This is a genomic window from Nocardia anaemiae NBRC 100462, from assembly GCF_001612725.1.
In the GTDB taxonomy this organism is placed as follows: domain Bacteria; phylum Actinomycetota; class Actinomycetes; order Mycobacteriales; family Mycobacteriaceae; genus Nocardia; species Nocardia anaemiae.
In genome coordinates, this window is record NZ_BDAZ01000003.1 from 44,878 (window position 1) to 63,665 (window position 18,788).

Sequence of the window (18,788 nt, forward strand, 5' to 3'; positions counted from 1 at the left end):
TCGAACAACCAGAACCCGGGGAGCTCCCCCTGCTGTGAGAGCGCGGCTAGATCATATCGTCAGTAAAGAATTGGCAGCAACCAGACCAGTCAGGGCTGAATCGTGCGGTATGCCCGGGGAATCGACACCGGCGGGCGGGATGCGAGAACATTCGCAAGAACATCGGTAACTCGTCGAGCGGGCCCAAAAGTCAACGGGCACTTCGCAAAGGACCTGAATGCGGTCCCAGCTGCGCTTACTGGTGCGGCCGGAAAACTCCGAGAGTGGTCATGCCGCGGCGTCGAAGCGGATTTCGGCGATCGAGGTCTGGAACTGGCCACCGGAATTGCCGAGTCCGGTGATCCACACGAGCACATACCGGGCCGCCTGATCGCCGCGGACCGGGATTTCGGTGATGCCGTTCTCTAGTCGTGCCGAACCGATCAGCTGGGTCTGGTCCAGCGTCGGTGACGACGTCGGCGAGGTGCGAATCTCGACCGAGGTACCCGAACTCGGCGATTCGATCGAGACGCTCGTCAGCTTGGCCGGACTCGGCAGGGTAGCCAGCAGCCCGACGCCCTTCTTGAGCGCCGGGAACTGCTGGAAGTACTGATCGGTGCGCCAGACGGTGCCCGGATCGTGATCGAGCACCGCACCGGTACCGCTGACATTGTCCGGCGTGCCCTCCGGGGAGAAGACCGACACACTCGTCACCGGAACCGGCACCCCGCCCGCTGCCGTCCCCGTCGAACCACCTGAGGTCGGCGCGGGCGCGGGCGAACTGTTCGTGGTGAGGCCGATATTGCGCTGCTCGTTGAGCGGTGCGTCCGAGGCGGTCGGAGCGAAGACGCTGACCATCCACCAGATGATGATGCCGACCACGAGCGCGGCCAGGATGCCGAGCCCGACCATGATCCACATCATCCGCTGCGAGCGTTCCCGTTCGGCCGCAAGCAATTCCGGATCTGCGAGCGATTCCTCGGGGCCGCTCGGCGGACGCTGACCGAGGCGGAGCACCGGGATGAAATCGGTCTTCTGATCGACCACCGAGGCCTGTTCGAGGACATGCTGCACGGTCGCCGCGGTGCGCACACCCTTATTCGATTCCAGCGAACGGACCGCCACCGCCGAGATCTCGAACGGCACCTCGGGTCGGATCTCCCGCGGTTCCACGGGGGTGCCGTCGGAACCGAAATCGGCCAGTCGCAACCCGCCGACCGTCGCGGCGGTACCGGTCAAGCCGCCCGCGCGAATCGGCCAGCGCGCGGTGATCAGCGCGTAGAGCATGGCGCCGAGGCCGCGCACATCGGATTGCGCGTCGGAATCGGACAGTGTGCCAGGGAAGGCGAGTACCGCGTCACCGGTGGCGCTGATCCGGACCCGGTCCGGATGGTCGATGGACAGCGAGCCACCACCGCGATGCGCCAGTTCGGCGGCCGAGGCCAGTGCCCGAATGGCACGGGCGGCACCGATGGGTGAGGGCACCGTCTCCGCCATCTCGCGCAGCGACCGGCCGGGCGTCCATTCGGCCACCACGATGCCGCCGGAGCTGCCGCGCACCACATCCAGCACGCGGGCCAGGCCCGGCGAGTTGATCCGGCCCAAGCGCAGCGTGCGCGACAGGATGGCCTGCGGACCGTCGTGGCCGGAGTTGTCGGTGGCCTTCTGATCGGCGTCGACGAAGGTGAGCGCGACCTCGCGGTCGAGCTTGATATCGAGCGCCTGCCAGAACTTGAGTCCGCGGGATCCGCCGTGACTCGCGAGCAGCCGGTAGCGGCCGCCCGCTACCGAGGCGCCCGGAATCAGCTTGGGGCCGCGCGGAGTTCTTCGACCGGCCTCGTCGATCGGCGGTAGCTGCGGCGGGATCGGGATCATCCCGGTGTCGTACATCGGATCGCGCTGCGGGGCCTCCCGCGGTTGCTCACCGGACCCGGGCGCCGAATCATGCTCCGGCGGACCAGTATCGGCACCCTGATTCGCGTATGCGGGATCGGAGGCCTCTCCGGCGGGCGAAACATCTGTGGAGAGCCCGCCTGCCTTGGTCGTAGCAGATTCGGCGGCTGGGACGCCGCCCAGCGCCGCGTCGTCGCTCACCCTCGTTCCTCCTTCGCCCTGATATGTCGAAGTTCCGGCGAACTCGCCACTTGTGCTTCTCTGCCGAACAGGGTACGGGAACTCACCCATACCGGTGCTGTCAACGGTATGAGCTCGGATCACGGGTAGCACCATGGTTTGGGCATCCATGTACGGATCGAAACCAGGGTATGCCACATACGGCTCGGGGCGCCGGAACACCTGTGTCGCGTACTCGTCCTCGACCGGGCCGTCGAGATCGAGATCGGGCGCGGGCGGGGTGAAGCCGAGGCGCCGGGAGATCGCGACGGTGATCGCGACGATCTCCGGGATACCGGCAAGACGCATCAACCCGAAGGCGACCGCGAACATCACGATGGCCGAGATGATCACCCGGATCAGCGAGCCGGGTCCGCCGGAGAGCCGGTCGAGCCCGAGCACCTTGTCCACGATGAGCATGACCGCGCCGCCCGCGATCGAGGACAGCAGGACGCGGCTCACGGTGCGTCCGACATTGACCATGCGCAGATCGCCGAGGCTCTGATGCAGCAGATAGCCGCCGATCACGGCTCCGGCCAGGAAGCCGAGTCCAGTCGCGACACCGAGGATGATCACGACCTGATCGCTGCTGCTGGCCAGCACCGGCGCCAGCGCCGAGAACAGGATCTTGATCGTGGTGATGCCGAGGATGATCCACGTCGGCGTCCAGGCCTGTTCCCTGGCGTAGAACACGCGCAGATGGATCAGCACGAGGGAATACGGAATCAGCGCGAAGGCCGACCAGCTCACCGCCTCGCCGAGGCGTGCGGCGTCGCCGGAGAACCGCGCGTAACCGAACAGCGCCTCGCCGACCTGCGGTCCGGCCAGCGTCAGGAAGGTGACCACCGGAACCAGGGCGATCATCGTCAAGCGGGTGGCGACGGACAGATCATCCACGACGGCGGGGGTGTCATCGGCGGCCGCGTTGCGGCTCAGCCGCGGCATGATCGCGGTGAGCAGCGTGACACCGAGCACGCCGTAGGGCAGCTGCAGCAGCAGCCAGGCATTGGTATAGATCGCCGGGCCCGCCTCGTCGGCCGCCGATGCGATGTGGTTCGAGACGATCAGACCGATCTGGCTGATCACCACGTACAGGATGATGGCCGAACCCATCTTGCCGAACTGCTTGAGCCGCGCGTCGATGCCCCACAGCGGCCGCAGATCGATCTGATTGCGCTTGATCGCGGGCAGCAGGCTCAGCGCCTGGGTGGCCACACCGAGGGTGATGCCACCGCCGAGGACGAGCAGTTTCGGGTCGCTCATCCGGACCGGATCCAGCGTGATCTCGCCCGGTGTCAGGGCATAGAGACCGAGCACGACCAGCACGACGAGGTTGTTCAGCACCGGCGCCCATGCCCCGGGTTTGAAGTTCTGGCGGGTATTCAGGATCGCCGTGAACAGCGCCGACATGCCGTAGAACAGGATGGCGGGCACCAATAGATAGGTCAGCGCCGTGGTGAGTTCGGTATTGACCTTGCCGTCCGATGAGACGAAGACCCTGGTCGCCAGCACCGGCGTCGCCGCAGCGGCGAACAGCGTGGCAGCGGCGAGCACCGCGAAGGCGGCGGTCACCAGCCTGCGGACGAATGCGACGCCGCCGTCGTCGTCCTCTTGTTCGGCGCGCACCAGCGTCGGCACCACCATCGCGGTCAAGACCGCGCCGAGGACGAGCTCGGTGATCATATTGGGGATCAGGTTGGCCGAGGTGTAGGCACTCGCGACGGCCGGGCCCAGCGCGGTCAGCAGCAGCAACTGTTTGCCGAAACCGGTGACGCGGCTGATCAGGGTGGCGATCGCGATCGATCCGGAGTCGCGCAGCAGGCGCGAGCTCGCGTTCTGTTTGGTATCGGTGGCGACCGGAGCCGATGCGGATGTGGCGGGCCATTCCTGGGTGCGTGGCCGCGCGGCTTCCCGAGGTGCGGGACGGTGCTGCTGTTCAACCGGTTGCCGCCGTTCGACAGGCGGCTGATGCTCTACCGGTCGCTGGCGTTCGATCGGAGGCTGCCGCATCGCCGGGGGCTGTGGCGGCGGTGTTTGATAGCTCGGTCGCGGCGCCTGATAGTTCGGCGGCGGCGCGAAACGCTGAGGCGGCACCCGTGGCGGCGCGCCCGGCGGTCCGGGCACTGGCTGTCCGGGCGGCAGCGGTTGACCAGGTGGCATCGGACGTGGCCGGGCCGGACCGGGCGGTTGCGGCGGTGCCGGATATTGCCGCTGGCCCGGATGCGACTGCTGACCCGGATGCGGCCGGGGGTCGGGATACTGCTGCGGTTGCGGAGGACGGGGTACCGGCCGCTGCTGCGGTCGGGGCTGCCTGGGCAATGCGCCGGACGGCGGTGCCATCGGCCCGGTCGGCGGCTGCGAGACCCGCGGTGTCGGGCGGGGCGGCGGCACCGGTCGCTGCGGCTGACCAGGACGACTCACCTGTGGTACGCGCGGCGAGTCGCCGAAACGCTCATCGGGAGTCATCTCCGCGTCCTCCGGTTGCGCCGGTGGCTGCGCCAGTTGCCGTTCCCAGGGTGCCGAGGGCGCCCGGCGGACCTGGGGTCCGTCGGGCCGATCAACAGGTGGTTGCCGATGAGCGGATAGATCATCGTCGCTCATCGTGCCTCCTGCGCCATGCCATCCCCCGCTGCCGGGCCGATGACGCCCAGGGTGTTACGCGATTGTCCTCCACGATGCCATGAGTGGGCGCGGGGTCGGCGCCGATCAGCGGCAACCGACGGCCGACAGGTCGGTCGAATGAGCACAGCGACGGCAGCCGGGCACGAGCGAGGTGTCCTCGTCCTCATCCCGCCTCCTGCTGCTCCCGCTGCCGTATTACGCGCATGCGCGCACGTCGATACCTATTCACCCGGCGTCGAGTTCCGGGATCGAAACCCTCGTCGGCCGGATCCGGCTGTCCACGGAACCGACGCAACAACCGACGCCCGGCCAACAGGAACAGCAGTATTCCGGCACACGCCGTAATTATTGCCAAGGCTTGACCGTAAGCGTTGGAACGCACCGAGACCGAGGTGGGATTGCCGAGTGGGACGCCGTCGGACGTGGTAAGGGAGATCGGAATGACCAGGTTACGGCTATCGGTGACCTCGGTCGGGATCTGGAACGACCGGCTTCCGGTGGGTGGCAGCGTCTCCTCGCCCGGATCGGTGATCTTCGTCTCCGTCGGCGCCTCGATCCGGAACCGGACCCGAATGGCGACCGGCAGATCGTTGCGTGCGACCAATAGCAATGGGCTCTGTTCGGAGGCCAAGGTGTACACCCCACCCGGCGGCAGCACGGTGACCGAACCGTAGAGCCGGTCCAGTGTGCGTGTCGTCTGGTCGAGTCGGCGCTGGGCATAGGTGTCCGGCTGGGCGGAATCGCCGGAGCGCCGGTCCGAGAGTGTCAGTACGCGCAGCAGATCGTCGCGCAGCGGAGTCAGATATTGGTTCGGCGTCGGCTCCGACTCGGGCACCTCCACCAGCGAGCGCATGAGGTCGGTGATCCGGCGACCCTGCTCGCGGACCGGAGGCACGAAGTGGTCCGCAACCGCGTCATGGGCGGCCTGCGGCAGATAGTCGGGTTCGTAGGGCTGCGCGTCGGGCGATTCGGCCACCAGTTCGGCGAGCGTGCGCGGGGTCGCGAGGTTATCGCGCAGCAGCAGGTCGACCTGTTTCAGGATCGCGGTGGCCTCTTCCCGGTTCGCGCTCCACTGCTGCGGTGGCACCAGCAGCAGTGAGCGCGGGCGGCTCGGGTCCGGATTCAGCGCGGACCAGGTGATGGCGCCGAGCGCGTCCTGCAGGCGGGCCATCCGGGAGTCGTTGGTGACGTCGTAGCGGACGCGTGCCGGGGTGAACGACGGGGTCGGCGGGTTGGAGCCGACGGCGGCGAGTGCGGTCGCGGACCAGATATCGAAGGTCGCCGCGTGCAATGCCGGATCGGCGGGCGGGGTCTGGGTGCCGGAGGGTGCCGCGCTCGTCGTGGGAGCGGACGTGCTCGTGGCGGATGTGGTCGGTGGCGTGCTGGTCTGCGGTTCCGGTGTCGGCTCCGGCGTGACGGACACCGGGGCGATCTCGGTGAGCCGGACCACATCCGGCGTGCTCGTCTCCGGCACCGGCTGACTCGAGCCGGTCTGGTTGGCGGTGCTCTGATTGCCGCCGCGTCCGGTGGTGATCGGCTGTGAATCCGTCGAGGTACCGGCGGTGCCGAGTGGTACGGCGGCGGTATCGGCCACTACGGCGGTGCCGAAACCGTGGCCGCGCAACAACATTCCCGCGCTCGCGTCGATGCTGCCGGAATCCGGCACGCTCACCCCGCGCACCGATTTGGTGGCCAGGATCGAATCGACGATATCGGCGGGTTCGTTCAGCGCCCGCGTGGACAGTTCGGGATCATTGACCGCGGCCAGCGCGGTGACATCGACCTGCGCGAACGGCAGCGCGACGGTACAGGTCGATGCGGCGACCGCGCGCAACCGGTCCAGCCAGGTCTGGGCCTGATCGGCGCCGGTACCGGCCCTGGTCGCTCCGTCCGGATCGGAAGGGCTCGCCAGTACGCGATACCCCTTGGTCATCACCTGGGCGGTGATCAGCAGATCGGGATCGATCGCGACGCAGACTGCCGAGGTCAGCGTGCGATCGCGACTGGCCGGATTGGTGCCGAGCACCGATTCCAAGGCCCCGAGCAGTTGGTCCAGCCGTCCGCCCTTGCCCAGCGACGCGGCAAGTTCGTCGTCGGTGAGCTCGGCCTTGCCATTGAGCGGGCCGGTGACACCGGCGACCAGCCGCGGGCGGTCGGCCAGCGGCCACAGCAGTGTCGTCGCCACCGGGGTCTCGGGCGTGGCGGGTACCGGCGAGCTGATATCGACCGCGGGCGGGATGCCGAGCACCGGCAGCAGGAACCGGGCGTCGTCGAGGCGGGCCTGGGTGCCATAGGCCGGTTCGCCATTGACATTCAGCAGCAGCGGATAGACGCCGGGCTTGGTGATATCGAGTGCGGGTGTACCGCCGTTGGAGCGCAGCGCGATGCTGATCGTGAACTGTTTGCGCTGGCCGGGACTCAAACGATCGACGATATCTTCGAACGGACCGGTCACGTCGTAATTGACCTGATCCAAACGCAGAGTCGAGCGCAACGCGCTCGGAGTGGACACCGCGGCGGCACGCTGGATGCGGACGCTGATGTCCTGCACCACCCGATCGCCGATATTGGTGACCGTGCCCGCGACCGTCAGCGTCGGATCGCTGGTCGTGGTCACCGCGGACGGATTCACCGAATCCAGGGTCAGCTTCAGGAATTTCGGCGACGACGAACTATTCGGCGTCGTCGGCTGGGCGGCGGCGGGCTGGGCGAGCAATACCGGGACCGCCGATGCCGAGCCGAGAATGGTCAGGACCGCCGCGATGATCCGGAACAGGCCTACCCGTCGCCCGACCACCACCCCCCACGGAATCGCTGCGCGATGCCGGAAAGTCTGGGTCATCTCTTGCCGGTCTCCATCCGGTCGATCATCCGGTTAGCCACTTCCGCCAGGCGCCGCTCATCGGCATAGGCGAGCCGAGAATCCAATTCGCTCAACGGAACCCACGCCACCTGCGTGACCTCGACGTCGGCATCGGAAAGCTCACCACCGATGGAGCGCAGCAGATAATGATGCACGGTCTTGTGTACCCGACGACCCTCGGTGACGAACCAGTAATCGATGCTGCCGAGTTCGGCGACCACTATCCCGTTGATTCCGGTCTCCTCGGCGACCTCCCGGATCGCGGTCTGCTCGGGCGTCTCCCCCTCTTCGATATGTCCCTTGGGCAGCGACCACAGCAGTCTGCCACGCCGATCGGTCCGTCCGATCAGCGCAGCACTGCGTTTATCGCTCGGCCCGTCCAACCCGTCGACAACGAGTCCACCCGCCGAGGTTTCCCGAACCGTGCGCATGCGAGGTTTCGCCGCGTTGGCGGCCGAACCGCGGCGCCGGGGCTGGCGGCGTCGACTGTTCGCGCGATCGGCCGGAGACACCACGCAATCCTACTGTGTTGGATTTGCAGCGCCTGCGGCGCTGCGTGTGCTCTATTGTCGGCCGCGCGGGCGCGGCGTGTTCGCGGCCCCTGGTGTCTCGCGTCCGAGCGGCCGAGACTCGCGACTTCGTCGCATGCGCTTCGGCCGCGCGGACGCGAGACGGGCCGCGAACGGGTCGCTCGTAAGACTCGCTCCCTTGTGGTTGCGCATGTTCGTGAGCTTGCTTGATGCGTGAGGCCTTATATATCTGCGCGCGCTGCGCGGGTTGCCCTGGAAAATCCGGTTGTGCGGGCTCGGTAAGCTGCTGCTTCGTGGTTTCGCCCAAGTCCGAGGATGCAGCGTTGGATCGACGTACCCGATTGCTGGCCGCGGCCGCGGTCACGCTGGGACGGTTGTCCGATGTGTTGACGCCACTCGGCGAGTTGTTCGCCGCGCGGGGGTACGAGCTGTACCTGGTCGGGGGCAGTGTGCGCGATGCGGTGCTCGGGCGGTTGGGGACGGATCTGGATTTCACCACCGATGCCAGGCCCGAGCAGGTGCAGGAGTTGTTGCGCGGGTGGGCGGATCATCTGTGGGATACCGGCGGGTTGGCATTCGGCACGGTGAGTGCGTCGAAGGGTGATCAGCAGCTGGAGATCACCACCTTCCGCAGCGATACCTATGACCGGGTCTCGCGCAATCCCGAGGTCACCTTCGGTGATTCGCTCGAGGGTGATCTGGTGCGTCGCGATTTCACGGTCAATGCGATGGCGGTGAAGATCGGAGCCGATGGTTCGCTGGAATTCGTGGATCCACTCGGCGGGATGGACGCGCTGCTCGCCGGAATGCTGGATACGCCTGCGGCGCCGCAGGATTCGTTCAACGACGATCCGCTGCGCATGCTGCGGGCCGCGCGGTTCGTCGCACAGCTCGGCTTCGAACTACAGCCGCGGGTGCGCGACGCCATCGTCGCGATGGCGGGTGAGATCGAGCGGATCACCGCCGAGCGGGTGCGCACCGAACTGGATAAGCTCATCGCCGCCGAGCATCCGATCGACGGCATCAATGTCATGTGCGAGACCGGCCTGGCCCAGCTGGTGCTGCCCGAGGTGCCCGCGATGAAGCTGGAGATCGACGAGCACCATCAGCACAAGGATGTCTACTGGCATTCGCTGACCGTGTTGCAGCAGGCGATCGACCTGGAGGACGGCGATCCGGATCTGGTGCTGCGCTGGGCCGCGCTGCTGCACGACATCGGCAAGCCCGATACCAAGCGCAATGAACCGGGCGGCGGGGTCAGCTTCCATCACCATGAGGTAGTGGGCGCGAAGATGGTGCGCAAGCGGATGCGCGCGCTCAAATACCCCAAGCAGTTCACCGAGGACGTCGCGCGACTGGTGTTCCTGCACTTGCGTTTTCACGGCTACGGCAAGGGGCAGTGGACCGATTCGGCGGTGCGCCGCTACGTCACCGATGCCGCTGATCTGCTACCTCGGCTGCACAAACTGGTCCGGGCCGACTGCACCACGCGCAATAAGCGTCGCGCCGCCGCGCTGCGCGCCACCTATGACGAGCTCGAGACGCGCATCGCCAGACTGCAGGAGCAGGAGGATCTGGCTCGGGTGCGTCCGGACCTGGACGGCAACGCGATCATGGAACTGCTCGGCATTCCCGCGGGTCCCGAGGTCGGCAAGGCCTGGCGGTATCTGAAGGAATTGCGCCTGGATCGCGGACCGCTCACCAGGGATGAGGCCGAGGCCGCACTGCTGGAATGGTGGAAAACCCAGGCCTGAACAGGGTCGCGGCCGCGATCAGAAGATGATCAGCGTGCTGCCCGCCACAATCGCCGAGCGGATCTGTGCCAGCTCGAACGATCCGGTGATCCCCGGCAGCTCCACACGGAACCGGACCAGGTCGCCCTCGCGGGTGGCGTGCACGATGCGCGCGTCATTAGGTAGGCGATCGAGCAGGACCGCCGGTGCGGTCACCAGCTTCCGCGGGATCCGGATGCCCAACCAGTTCGCCCGGTGGATCTCGACGGTCAGCAGGTTGTCGCGCACCTGCGCCTCCACCAGCGCACTGATCGGGCGACGGCGATGCTTTGCGCGGATCAGTCCGCTCGCATCGACGTCGAGTTTCCAATCGCGCTGCTGGGTATCGAGCCAGCCCACCAGCGCCGCGACGGTGACGGTCCCGTTCAGATCCAGCTGCTGCACCCGCGCCTTCGTCGGTACGCCTGGCACCAGCCGGACACCGTGCGCGATCACGGTGACCTGTTCGATCGGGTGATCGTCCCAGGTCAGCCGGGACAGCACGGTCTTGGTCTGGAAATGCGCGCCACGCCTGCGCACCTTGAGCACCTGCAGGGTCGCGTGCAGATCGTGGCCGAGCAGGGTGGCGCTGACCTCCTGACCGCCGAAACGGCTGAGAATGCCCTCGCTGAGCACGGTCATCAGCACGTCCGGCATGAGTGCGGTCACGGTGCCCGCGCCGAAATCGGCCAATGGATCCACCCAGGCGGTGGTGTAGGCGAGCCATTGTTCGAGCAGCGATTGGTCGAAAAGGCGTTTACCCATGTCGACGGCCCGCATCGGTGACCATGACGTCGGATCGAAGTACGTGGCCATGATTGGTCCGAGCGTACTTGGCGTCGGCGCGCACGACCACGGACGTGGCTGTGACGACGTGGGCAATTGTGCGTTTCCATGGAATGACGTGCCTCGCCCTGGCCGCGATTTCATCCGTATATACGGATCTATCCGCATGGTTTATCCGTATTTGCGGAACTATGCTGACCCGGTGGCGACTCTCCGGATACGTGATGCGGCCGAACTGCTCGGTATCAGCGATGACACCGTGCGCCGCTGGATCGATTCCGGCGTGCTCGCGGCGGATAAGGATGCCTCCGGTCGTCTGGTGATCGAGGGCAGGGATCTCGCGGCCCTGGCCGTCGAGCAGGCCAGGACGCCGCGAACTCACCTCGGAAGTGCCAGTTCGGCACGCAATCGGTTTCCCGGATTGGTTACCCGTGTGGTGGCCGATACGGTAATGGCTCAGGTGGAGATGCAATGCGGACCGTTCACAGTGGTGTCGTTGATGAGCAGCGAGGCGGTGCGCGAACTCGGTTTGGAGCCGGGCAGTGTGGCGATGGCGAGTGTGAAGGCGACCACGGTCGTGGTCGAAACGGCCGCCGACTGAGGCTGGCCGCATTCGCATCGATTTCGGCGGCACTGCTCGTCGCGGGTTGTGGATCCGATGAAAGCGATAGTGCGAGTGCGGATTCCGGGACGGTGACGGTGTTCGCGGCGGCATCGTTGAAGCAGGTCTTCACCGGGCTCGGCCAGCAGTTCGAGGCAGCGCATCCGGGCTCGAAGGTGGAATTCTCGTTCGCGGGGTCCTCGGATCTGGCCGCGCAGATCGCGCAGGGTGCGCCCGCCGATGTCTTCGCCGCGGCCGATCCGGTCACCATGGCGAAGGCGGTCGACGCGGGCCGGATCACCGAGCCGACGCAGAACTTCGCCACCAATGTGCTGACCATTGTGACCGCGCCCGGAAATCCGAAACACCTTGCCGGACTGCGCGATCTGTCGCAGGCCGGACTACAGTTCGTGGTCTGTGCGCCACAGGTGCCGTGCGGGCGGGCCACCGAGAGGGTCACCGATGCCGCCGGGGTATCGCTCGCGCCGGTGAGCGAGGAATCGTCGGTGACCGATGTGCTGGCGAAGGTCACGGCCGGGCAGGCCGATGCCGGAGTGGTGTACGTGACCGATGCGGCGGCCGCGGGTGCGAAAGTAGCCACGGTGGCGATGCCGGAGGCCGCCGCGGCGGTGAATACGTACCCGATCGCGGTGCTCGCGGATTCGAAACGTGCGCGGTTGGCGCATGATTTCGAGAGCCTGGTTACCGGGCCGAAGGGCCGGGAAGCCTTGGCGGGGGCGGGGTTCGGCGCACCATGAGTCGGGACGAGCGGTGAACACCGGACTGCCGCGCTGGCTGCTGCTGCCAGCCGCGGTCGGGTTCGCGCTGGTCGTCGTGCCGCTATTCGCATTGGCCTATGGCGTCGAATGGTCGCGTTTCTTCGATTCGGTGAGTACGAAGGCGTCCGAGGACGCGCTGTGGCTGAGCCTGCGCACCGCGGCCGCGAGCACGGTGCTGTGCCTGGTGCTCGGGGTGCCGATGGCGGCGGTGCTGGCCAGGGGTGGATGGCGCGGGCTGCCGCTGCTGCGGGCAATGGTGTTGCTGCCCTTGGTGTTACCGCCGGTGGTCGGTGGCATCGCGTTGCTGTACACCTTCGGCCGGAAGGGGTTGATCGGTAAGCACCTGGAGGTGGCCGGAATCCACATCGCGTTCAGCACGACCGCGGTGGTGCTCGCGCAGACCTTTGTGGCCTTGCCTTTTCTGGTGCTCACGCTGGAGGCGGCGATGCGGACCGCGGGTGCGCGCTACGAACAGATCGCCGCCACGCTCGGCGCGCGCCCGACAACGGTCTATCTGCGCGTCACCCTCCCGCTGCTGCGCCCCGCGCTGCTCTCCGGTGCGGTTTTGGCCTTTGCCCGCGCACTCGGCGAATTCGGCGCGACGATCACTTTCGCGGGCAGTCTGCAGGGGCGTACACGCACATTGCCGCTGGAGATCTATCTCGAACGTGAGGCGGATCCGGCTGCGGCAGTGGCGCTTTCGTTCGTGCTGGTCGTTGTCGCGGTGTCGATTGTGCTGATCGCTTACCGCAGGTCAGGGGTCATGCCGGGACCAGGGACGGTGCTGCGGAGCAGTCGTACGTCAAGGCCTGAGCCGGTCGTGGGGGCTGAGCGGTGATGCGAGCTGGCCCGCCTCGGCAGCGCGCCGATCTTCGATGTGCTGTTCGATCTCTTGTTACCGGTGATGCGCGCATGGCCGGGCGCGGCGGGATACCGGATTCGTTGATCGGCTCGACGGGGTGCGGTCGTCGCAGGGCGGTCGACCGATGATGCGGCGTGCGAAGGCGTTTCGGGCGCTTGCCGATGGTGTCGGGCTCGCGGTGTCGGCGCGGCTGGCCGACCGCGATTTCGACGTCGATTTCGAAGTGGCCGATGGTGAGGTGCTCGCGGTACTCGGGCCAAACGGTGCTGGCAAGTCGACATTGCTGGAGGTCGTGGCCGGACTGGTGCGGCCGGACCAGGGACGGGTGCGCCTCGGTACCCGGGTACTGACCGATACCGCGAAAGATATTGCGGTGCCGCCACATCGGCGAGGTGTGGCATTGCTCGCGCAGGAGGCAATGCTATTTCCGTATCTGACCGTCGCGCAGAATGTGGCATTCGGGCCGCGCAGTGCCGGGTTGTCGGCGCGGGCCGCGCGTGCGGTCGCGCTGGAGTGGTTGGCGGCTGTCGATGCGGTGGAGTTGGCCGCGCGTAGACCGGGGGAGCTATCTGGTGGACAGGCACAGCGGGTTGCGTTGGCGCGCGCCCTCGCGGTCGATCCGCGGCTATTGCTGCTGGACGAACCGATGGCGGCGCTGGACGTTGCGGTGGCTCCGGCAATGCGCGCGCTGTTGCGCCGGGTGCTTCGTGAACCGGACGAAGGTGCCCGGCGCGGCGCGGTGCTGGTCACCCACGACATCATCGACGCCCTGACCCTGGCCGATCGGCTGCTGGTGATCGAAGCGGGCCGCGTGGTCGAATCAGGTCCGGTGGCAATGGTTTTGGCCCGGCCGCGCAGCGCCTTCGCGGCGCGCATCGCCGGGGTCAATCTGATCGTCGGCAAGGCCGGTGCGGGCAATGCCGAACGCGAGGGCGTGGTGGTCGCCGAGGACGTGCAGGTACACGGCCGGGTGGATGACGCCTGGCCGCCGGGCGGTCGGGTCGCGGCGGTCTTCTCCCCCACCGCGGTATCGGTACATCGCGAAATGCCGGAAGGCAGCGTGCGCAATACCTTCGGTGTCCAGATCGCCGAACTCACCGATCGCGGCGGGATCATCCGCGTGCAATCGACGGATCGACCGGACGGCACTGCCGGTCTGGTCGCCGACATCACCCCGGCGGCCGTCGCGGAACTGGACCTGGCTCCCGGCCGCTCGGTGTATTTCGCGGTCAAGGCGGCGGAAGTACAGGTATATCCGTGCTGAGCTGGGTTCGGTGGATGGCTAGCTGTGCTCAGCGGCGGCCAAGGCGCGCAGGCCGTCGGCGCACGACGGGTAGCGCGGTGTCCAACCGAGTTCCGCCTTCGCCTTGGCGTTGGATACTCGCATGTTTGCCTGGGTCATGCGGTAGGCGTATGACATGGGCCGCATCATCCAGGCGGGTACCGTGAACGGCTTTGGTGTGCCGAAGGTTTCGGCGACCAGTCGGACGTGGCCGCTGAAGCTGAGCGGGGTATCGTCCACGATGTTGTATGCGGCGCCGGGCTTTCCGCCTTCGACGGCCAAGGCCATCGCCGCGCCCGCATCGGCCAGGTCGACCCAGGGCAGCACCCGTCCGTGATCTTTCACCACCGGCAGTTGGCGCTTGCGCAGCATCTCGACAATGGCCTCCGTGCCGCCCGCGCCATAGAACAGGCCGTAGCGCAGCGCGATGCCTTCGATGCCATCGGCATTCAGCATCAGCTCTTCCTTGACCCGCATGCCTTCGAGGTGCGGTTCCAACGCCTTGTCACCGGCGGGTGCGAAGGCGTCGTCCTCGGTGACCACGTGATCGCCGAAATCACCGTAACCGTAACCGAAGACCATGGATTCGGCGATGACCCGTCGGGCGCCGACGGCGCGTGCGGCCTCCAACAGGTTGGCGGTTCCGGTGATCCGCAGCGCATTGGTCGCGTACATATCCTTGTGCCGCATGGGCGCCTTGCGCAGTGCCGTCGCCGCGTGCACCACGGTGTCGATGGTGCGGCCGTCGACCGCGCGCAACAACTGATCGCGATTCATCAGATCGGCCTGGATATCGGCCCCGGCGCCGCGGGACAGCGAAATCACGGTGTAGCCGGACTGCCGCAGCGCGGTGCTGATGTGGCCGCCGAGTACTCCGCTCGCCCCCGCCAGCAATACGTTCTTGGTGTCGTTCATGTCCATCAGACAGCTGACCTCCTCGCGACGTGACACAGTCGAATGTGAGCTACCTCACTCTGGAGAGCATGCCAGGTCCGTGATCAGTTCCCGTAGCCGCCACCGCCGGGCGTCTCGATGACCAGCACGTCTCCGGGTTCGAGGTGCGCCGAGTCCGCTCCCCGCAGGTCATGCACCGTGCCATCGGCACGCTCGATCCGGTTTCGGCCGAGGCCGCCGGGCGCGCCTCCCGCCATGCCGTACGGCGGCACCCGACGGTGACTCGACAGCGTCGAGACCGTCACCGCTTCGGTGAACCGCAGCCGACGCACCGCACCGTCACCGCCGCGCCATCGCCCGGAGCCCCCACTACCGGTGCGCACCGAGAACTCCTCGAGCAGCACCGGCAGCCGCCATTCCAGCACCTCCGGATCGGTGAGCCGGGAATTGGTCATATGGGTCTGCACCACCGGCGCGCCGTCGAAGCCGTCGCCCGCGCCGGATCCGGATCCGATCGTCTCGTAGTACTGGCTGCGATCATTGCCGAAGGTGATGTTGTTCATCGTGCCCGAACCCTCGGCCTGCACCCCGAGCGCCGCGTACAGCGCGCCGGTAATCGCCTGCGAGGTCTCGACATTGCCCGCGACGACCGCGGCGGGTGGTTCCGGCGCAAGCATCGAACCGGGCGGCACGATGATCCGCAGCGGGCGCAGGCAGCCGTCGTTGAGCGGAATATCGTCGGCGACCAGCGTGCGGAAGACATAGAGAACCGCCGCGTTCGCAACGGCATACGGCGCGTTGAAATTACCGTCGAGCTGCGCCGACGTTCCGCTGAAATCGATGGTGGCACTGCGGTTTTCCCGATCGACGGTGACCCGAACGCGAATGGTCGCCCCGAGATCGGTCGCATAGGCGTATTCGCCGTCGTCGAGCGCATCGATGACGCGCCGCACCGACTCCTCCGCATTGTCCTGCACATGCCGCATATACGCCTCGACGACATCGAGTCCGAAGTGCTCGATCATCTTGCGGACTTCTTCGACGCCCTTGGCATTGGCGGCGATCTGGGCACGCAGATCGGCGAGGTTGGTGGCCGGATTGCGGGACGGGTACGGCGCTTCGGTGAGCAACCGCAGCGTCTCCTCCTCCCGGAACCGGCCGTCCTCGACGAGCAGCCAGTTGTCGAAGATGACGCCCTCCTCCTCGATGCGGCGGCTCTCGGCAGGCATCGAACCGGGTGCGATACCGCCGATTTCGGCGTGATGACCGCGAGAGGCGACATAGAAGAGAATCTCGGTGCCTTCGGTATCGAATACCGGCGTGATCACCGTGACATCCGGCAGATGGGTGCCGCCGTGGTAGGGGTCGTTGACCGCATAGGTGTCGCCGGGACGTATCGCCCCGTCCTGCCTGCGCCGGATGACCTCCTTGACGCTGGTACCCATCGATCCGAGATGCACAGGAATATGCGGTGCGTTGGCGACGAGATTGCCGTCGGGATCGAAGAGCGCGCACGAGAAGTCCAGGCGCTCTTTGATATTGACCGACTGCGCGGTCGACTCCAGGCGCGCGCCCATCTGCTCGGCAATGGACATGAACAGATTGTTGAAAACCTCGAGCAGCACCGGATCCGCTTCGGTATCCGCCTCTGGTCCGGCCACCACCGCGACCCGTTCCATGATCAGATGTCCGAGGTTGTTCACCACGGCCTGCCAGCCGTCGTCGACGACCGTGGTGGAGTTGGCCTCGGTAATGATCGCGGGTCCGCGCACCGCCCGCCCCGGCACCAGTTCCGCCCGCCGGTACAGGAATACCTCGCGTCGAGCGCCACCGGTGTGCAGTTGCACCGGCTCCGGCTCGCTGGTGGCCGCGCGCGGCCCGGCCAGGTCGGCGAGATCGGGTGCTTCGGTGAGTCCGGTCGCCTCGACCGAAAGCGCCTCGATCACGATCGGGCGGTCCAGTACGAAGGAGTAGGTGCCGCGATGGCGTTCGACGAAATCCGTTGTCATTTTCGCCGGTTCGGTGAGTTCGACGGTGAGCGTGGTGTCGGTGCCGTCGTAGCGCAGCTGGGCGCGGCGCACGATGCGCACCCGGTGCGCGGGTACGTCCTCACCGACCAGTTCGGCGCGAGCGGTGGCCTCCAGATCATCGGCGATCTCGACGACACGGTCCATCGACTCATCGCGCAGCGGCAACTCCACCGAACGCTCGCGCATGGCGGTGGTATCGGCGAGACCGATGCCGAGGGCCGAGAGCACACCGGCCATGGGCGGCACCACAACGGTGCGAATGCCGAGGGAATCGGCGACTTTACAGGCGAGTTGGCCGCCCGCCCCGCCGAAGGTGGTCAGCGCGTACCGGGTCACATCGTGGCCCTTCTGCACCGAGATCCGCTTGATGGCGGCGGCGATATTGGCGACCGCGATGTCGAGATAGCCCTCGGCCACCTGCTCCGGGGTGCGATCGTCACCGGTGCTCTTCGCGATTTCGGCGGCCAGTTCCGCGAACCGGTTGCGCACCAGCGCATCGTCGAGCGGCTGATTGCCGTCCGGACCGAAAACCCTTGGAAAGTGCGCGGATTGGATGCGCCCGAGCATCACATTGGCATCGGTGACGGTCAGCGGCCCGCCGCCGCGATAACAGGCGGGTCCGGGTGCCGCGCCCGCGGAATCGGGCCCGACGCGGTAGCGGCTGCCGTCGAAATGCAGGATCGAGCCGCCACCGGCCGCGACGGTATGGATATCGAGCATCGGCGCGCGCAACCGGACACCGGCGATCTGCGTGATGAACACCCGCTCGTACTCGCCCGCGAAATGCGATACGTCCGTAGAGGTTCCACCCATATCGAAACCGATGACCCGGTCGAATCCGGCGAGTTCGGACATCCGCACCATACCGACGATGCCGCCGGCCGGACCGGACAGGATGGCGTCCTTGCCGCGGAACTGCCCGGCCTCGGTGAGTCCGCCATTGGACTGCATGAACATCAGCCGCACATCGGTGAGCTGGTCGGCGACCTGCTGGACATAGCGGCGCAGCACCGGTGAGAGATAGGCGTCCACCACCGTGGTATCCCCGCGCGGCACCAGCTTCATCAGCGGGCTCACCTCGCTCGACAGCGAGACCTGCGGAAATCCGATATCTCGGACGACCCGCCCGATCGCCTGTTCATGCTCGGGATACAGGTGCGAATGCATGCAGACCACGGCGACGGCACGAATACCGCTGTCGTACAACGGCTTCAGTTCGGCGGCGAGCGCATCCAGATTCGGTGCCGTCAGCACCGTGCCGTCGGCCGTGACGCGCTCGTCCACCTCGATCACGTGCTCGTACAGCAACTCGGGCAATACGATCTCGCGCGCGAAGATCTGCGGCCGGTTCTGATAGGCGATGCGCAGTGCGTCGCGGAAGCCACGCGTGATGACCAGCACGGTGCGTTCACCCTTGCGCTCGAGCAGCGCGTTGGTCGCGACCGTCGTGCCCATCCGGACGGCGTCGATATCGGCGGCGTCCCCCGCGTCGGCGAGGATTTCGCGAATGCCCGCCACGGCGGAGTCGGCATAGCGCGCCGGATTCTCCGAGAGCAGCTTGTGCGTGACGAGCGTGCCGTCGGGTCGACGGGCCACCACATCGGTGAATGTGCCGCCCCGATCGATCCAGAACTGCCAGCCCGGTGTCCCGCTCGTCACCGGTGCCGCCCGTGCGA

Annotated in this window: 11 protein-coding genes; 5 read left to right on the forward strand and 6 right to left on the reverse strand. The window is 66.9% G+C overall.

What is annotated here, in order from left to right; all coding sequences use genetic code 11:
- Positions 1 to 267: 267 nt before the first annotated feature.
- The 3 genes from NA5_RS02675 to NA5_RS02685 form a co-directional block, all read right to left on the reverse strand.
- The gene (locus NA5_RS02675; protein WP_084483837.1) at positions 268 to 4,101 is read right to left on the reverse strand and encodes a murein biosynthesis integral membrane protein MurJ; all 3,834 of its coding nucleotides are present in this window, start codon (positions 4,099 to 4,101) and stop codon (positions 268 to 270) included.
- A 775-nt stretch (positions 4,102 to 4,876) separates the two neighbouring features.
- Complete coding sequence (locus NA5_RS02680; protein WP_084483838.1) at positions 4,877 to 7,555, reverse strand: DUF6049 family protein; 2,679 nt, start codon at positions 7,553 to 7,555, stop codon at positions 4,877 to 4,879.
- Complete coding sequence (locus NA5_RS02685; RefSeq protein WP_062981726.1) at positions 7,552 to 8,088, reverse strand: NUDIX hydrolase; 537 nt, start codon at positions 8,086 to 8,088, stop codon at positions 7,552 to 7,554. The genes NA5_RS02680 and NA5_RS02685 overlap by 4 nt, the downstream gene beginning before the upstream one ends.
- Positions 8,089 to 8,429: 341 nt before the next feature.
- Between NA5_RS02685 and NA5_RS02690 the strand changes: the two genes are divergently transcribed.
- Complete coding sequence (locus tag NA5_RS02690) at positions 8,430 to 9,860, forward strand: CCA tRNA nucleotidyltransferase (RefSeq protein WP_174555186.1); 1,431 nt, start codon at positions 8,430 to 8,432, stop codon at positions 9,858 to 9,860.
- Between the two features lie 18 nt (positions 9,861 to 9,878).
- Here NA5_RS02690 and NA5_RS02695 read toward each other — a convergent pair whose 3' ends face one another.
- On the reverse strand, positions 9,879 to 10,694 hold the full coding sequence (locus NA5_RS02695; protein WP_062981527.1) for a hypothetical protein: 816 nt from the start codon (positions 10,692 to 10,694) through the stop codon (positions 9,879 to 9,881).
- A gap of 136 nt (positions 10,695 to 10,830) precedes the next feature.
- On the opposite strand from NA5_RS02695, the gene NA5_RS40105 reads away from it, so the two are divergent.
- The 4 genes from NA5_RS40105 (at position 10,831) to NA5_RS02715 (ending at position 14,170) form a co-directional block, all read left to right on the forward strand.
- Positions 10,831 to 11,265: a TOBE domain-containing protein gene (locus NA5_RS40105; RefSeq protein WP_062981529.1), complete on the forward strand. Its 435-nt coding sequence runs from the start codon at positions 10,831 to 10,833 to the stop codon at positions 11,263 to 11,265.
- A 2-nt stretch (positions 11,266 to 11,267) separates the two neighbouring features.
- Positions 11,268 to 12,023, forward strand: coding sequence for a molybdate ABC transporter substrate-binding protein (gene modA / locus NA5_RS02705; protein ID WP_245672068.1), 756 nt, complete (start codon positions 11,268 to 11,270; stop codon positions 12,021 to 12,023).
- 13 nt (positions 12,024 to 12,036) lie between these two features.
- Positions 12,037 to 12,882, forward strand: a complete 846-nt coding sequence (locus tag NA5_RS02710) for an ABC transporter permease (RefSeq protein ID WP_245672057.1) — start codon at positions 12,037 to 12,039, stop codon at positions 12,880 to 12,882.
- 148 nt (positions 12,883 to 13,030) lie between these two features.
- A complete protein-coding gene (locus NA5_RS02715) occupies positions 13,031 to 14,170 on the forward strand; it encodes a sulfate/molybdate ABC transporter ATP-binding protein (protein ID WP_084483841.1) in 1,140 nt (379 codons plus the stop codon).
- 18 nt (positions 14,171 to 14,188) lie between these two features.
- Here the strand turns inward: NA5_RS02715 and NA5_RS02720 are convergent, their stop codons facing one another.
- Together NA5_RS02720 and NA5_RS02725 are read right to left on the reverse strand one after the other, a co-directional pair.
- A complete protein-coding gene (locus NA5_RS02720) occupies positions 14,189 to 15,109 on the reverse strand; it encodes an NAD-dependent epimerase/dehydratase family protein (RefSeq protein ID WP_062981531.1) in 921 nt (306 codons plus the stop codon).
- Between the two features lie 77 nt (positions 15,110 to 15,186).
- A complete protein-coding gene (locus tag NA5_RS02725) occupies positions 15,187 to 18,771 on the reverse strand; it encodes a hydantoinase B/oxoprolinase family protein (protein ID WP_062981533.1) in 3,585 nt (1,194 codons plus the stop codon).
- Between the last annotated feature and the right edge of the window lie 17 nt (positions 18,772 to 18,788).

Bases quoted from the DNA above. Each gene is read 5' to 3' on its own strand.
- NA5_RS02675 (WP_084483837.1), bottom strand. From the start codon at position 4,101: ATGCGGCAGCCTCCGATCGAACGCCAGCGACCGGTAGAGCATCAGCCG.
- NA5_RS02680 (WP_084483838.1), bottom strand. From the start codon at position 7,555: ATGACCCAGACTTTCCGGCATCGCGCAGCGATTCCGTGGGGGGTGGTG.
- NA5_RS02695 (WP_062981527.1), bottom strand. From the start codon at position 10,694: ATGGCCACGTACTTCGATCCGACGTCATGGTCACCGATGCGGGCCGTC.
- NA5_RS40105 (WP_062981529.1), top strand. From the start codon at position 10,831: ATGGTTTATCCGTATTTGCGGAACTATGCTGACCCGGTGGCGACTCTC.
- NA5_RS02715 (WP_084483841.1), top strand. From the start codon at position 13,031: ATGATGCGGCGTGCGAAGGCGTTTCGGGCGCTTGCCGATGGTGTCGGG.
- NA5_RS02720 (WP_062981531.1), bottom strand. From the start codon at position 15,109: ATGGACATGAACGACACCAAGAACGTATTGCTGGCGGGGGCGAGCGGA.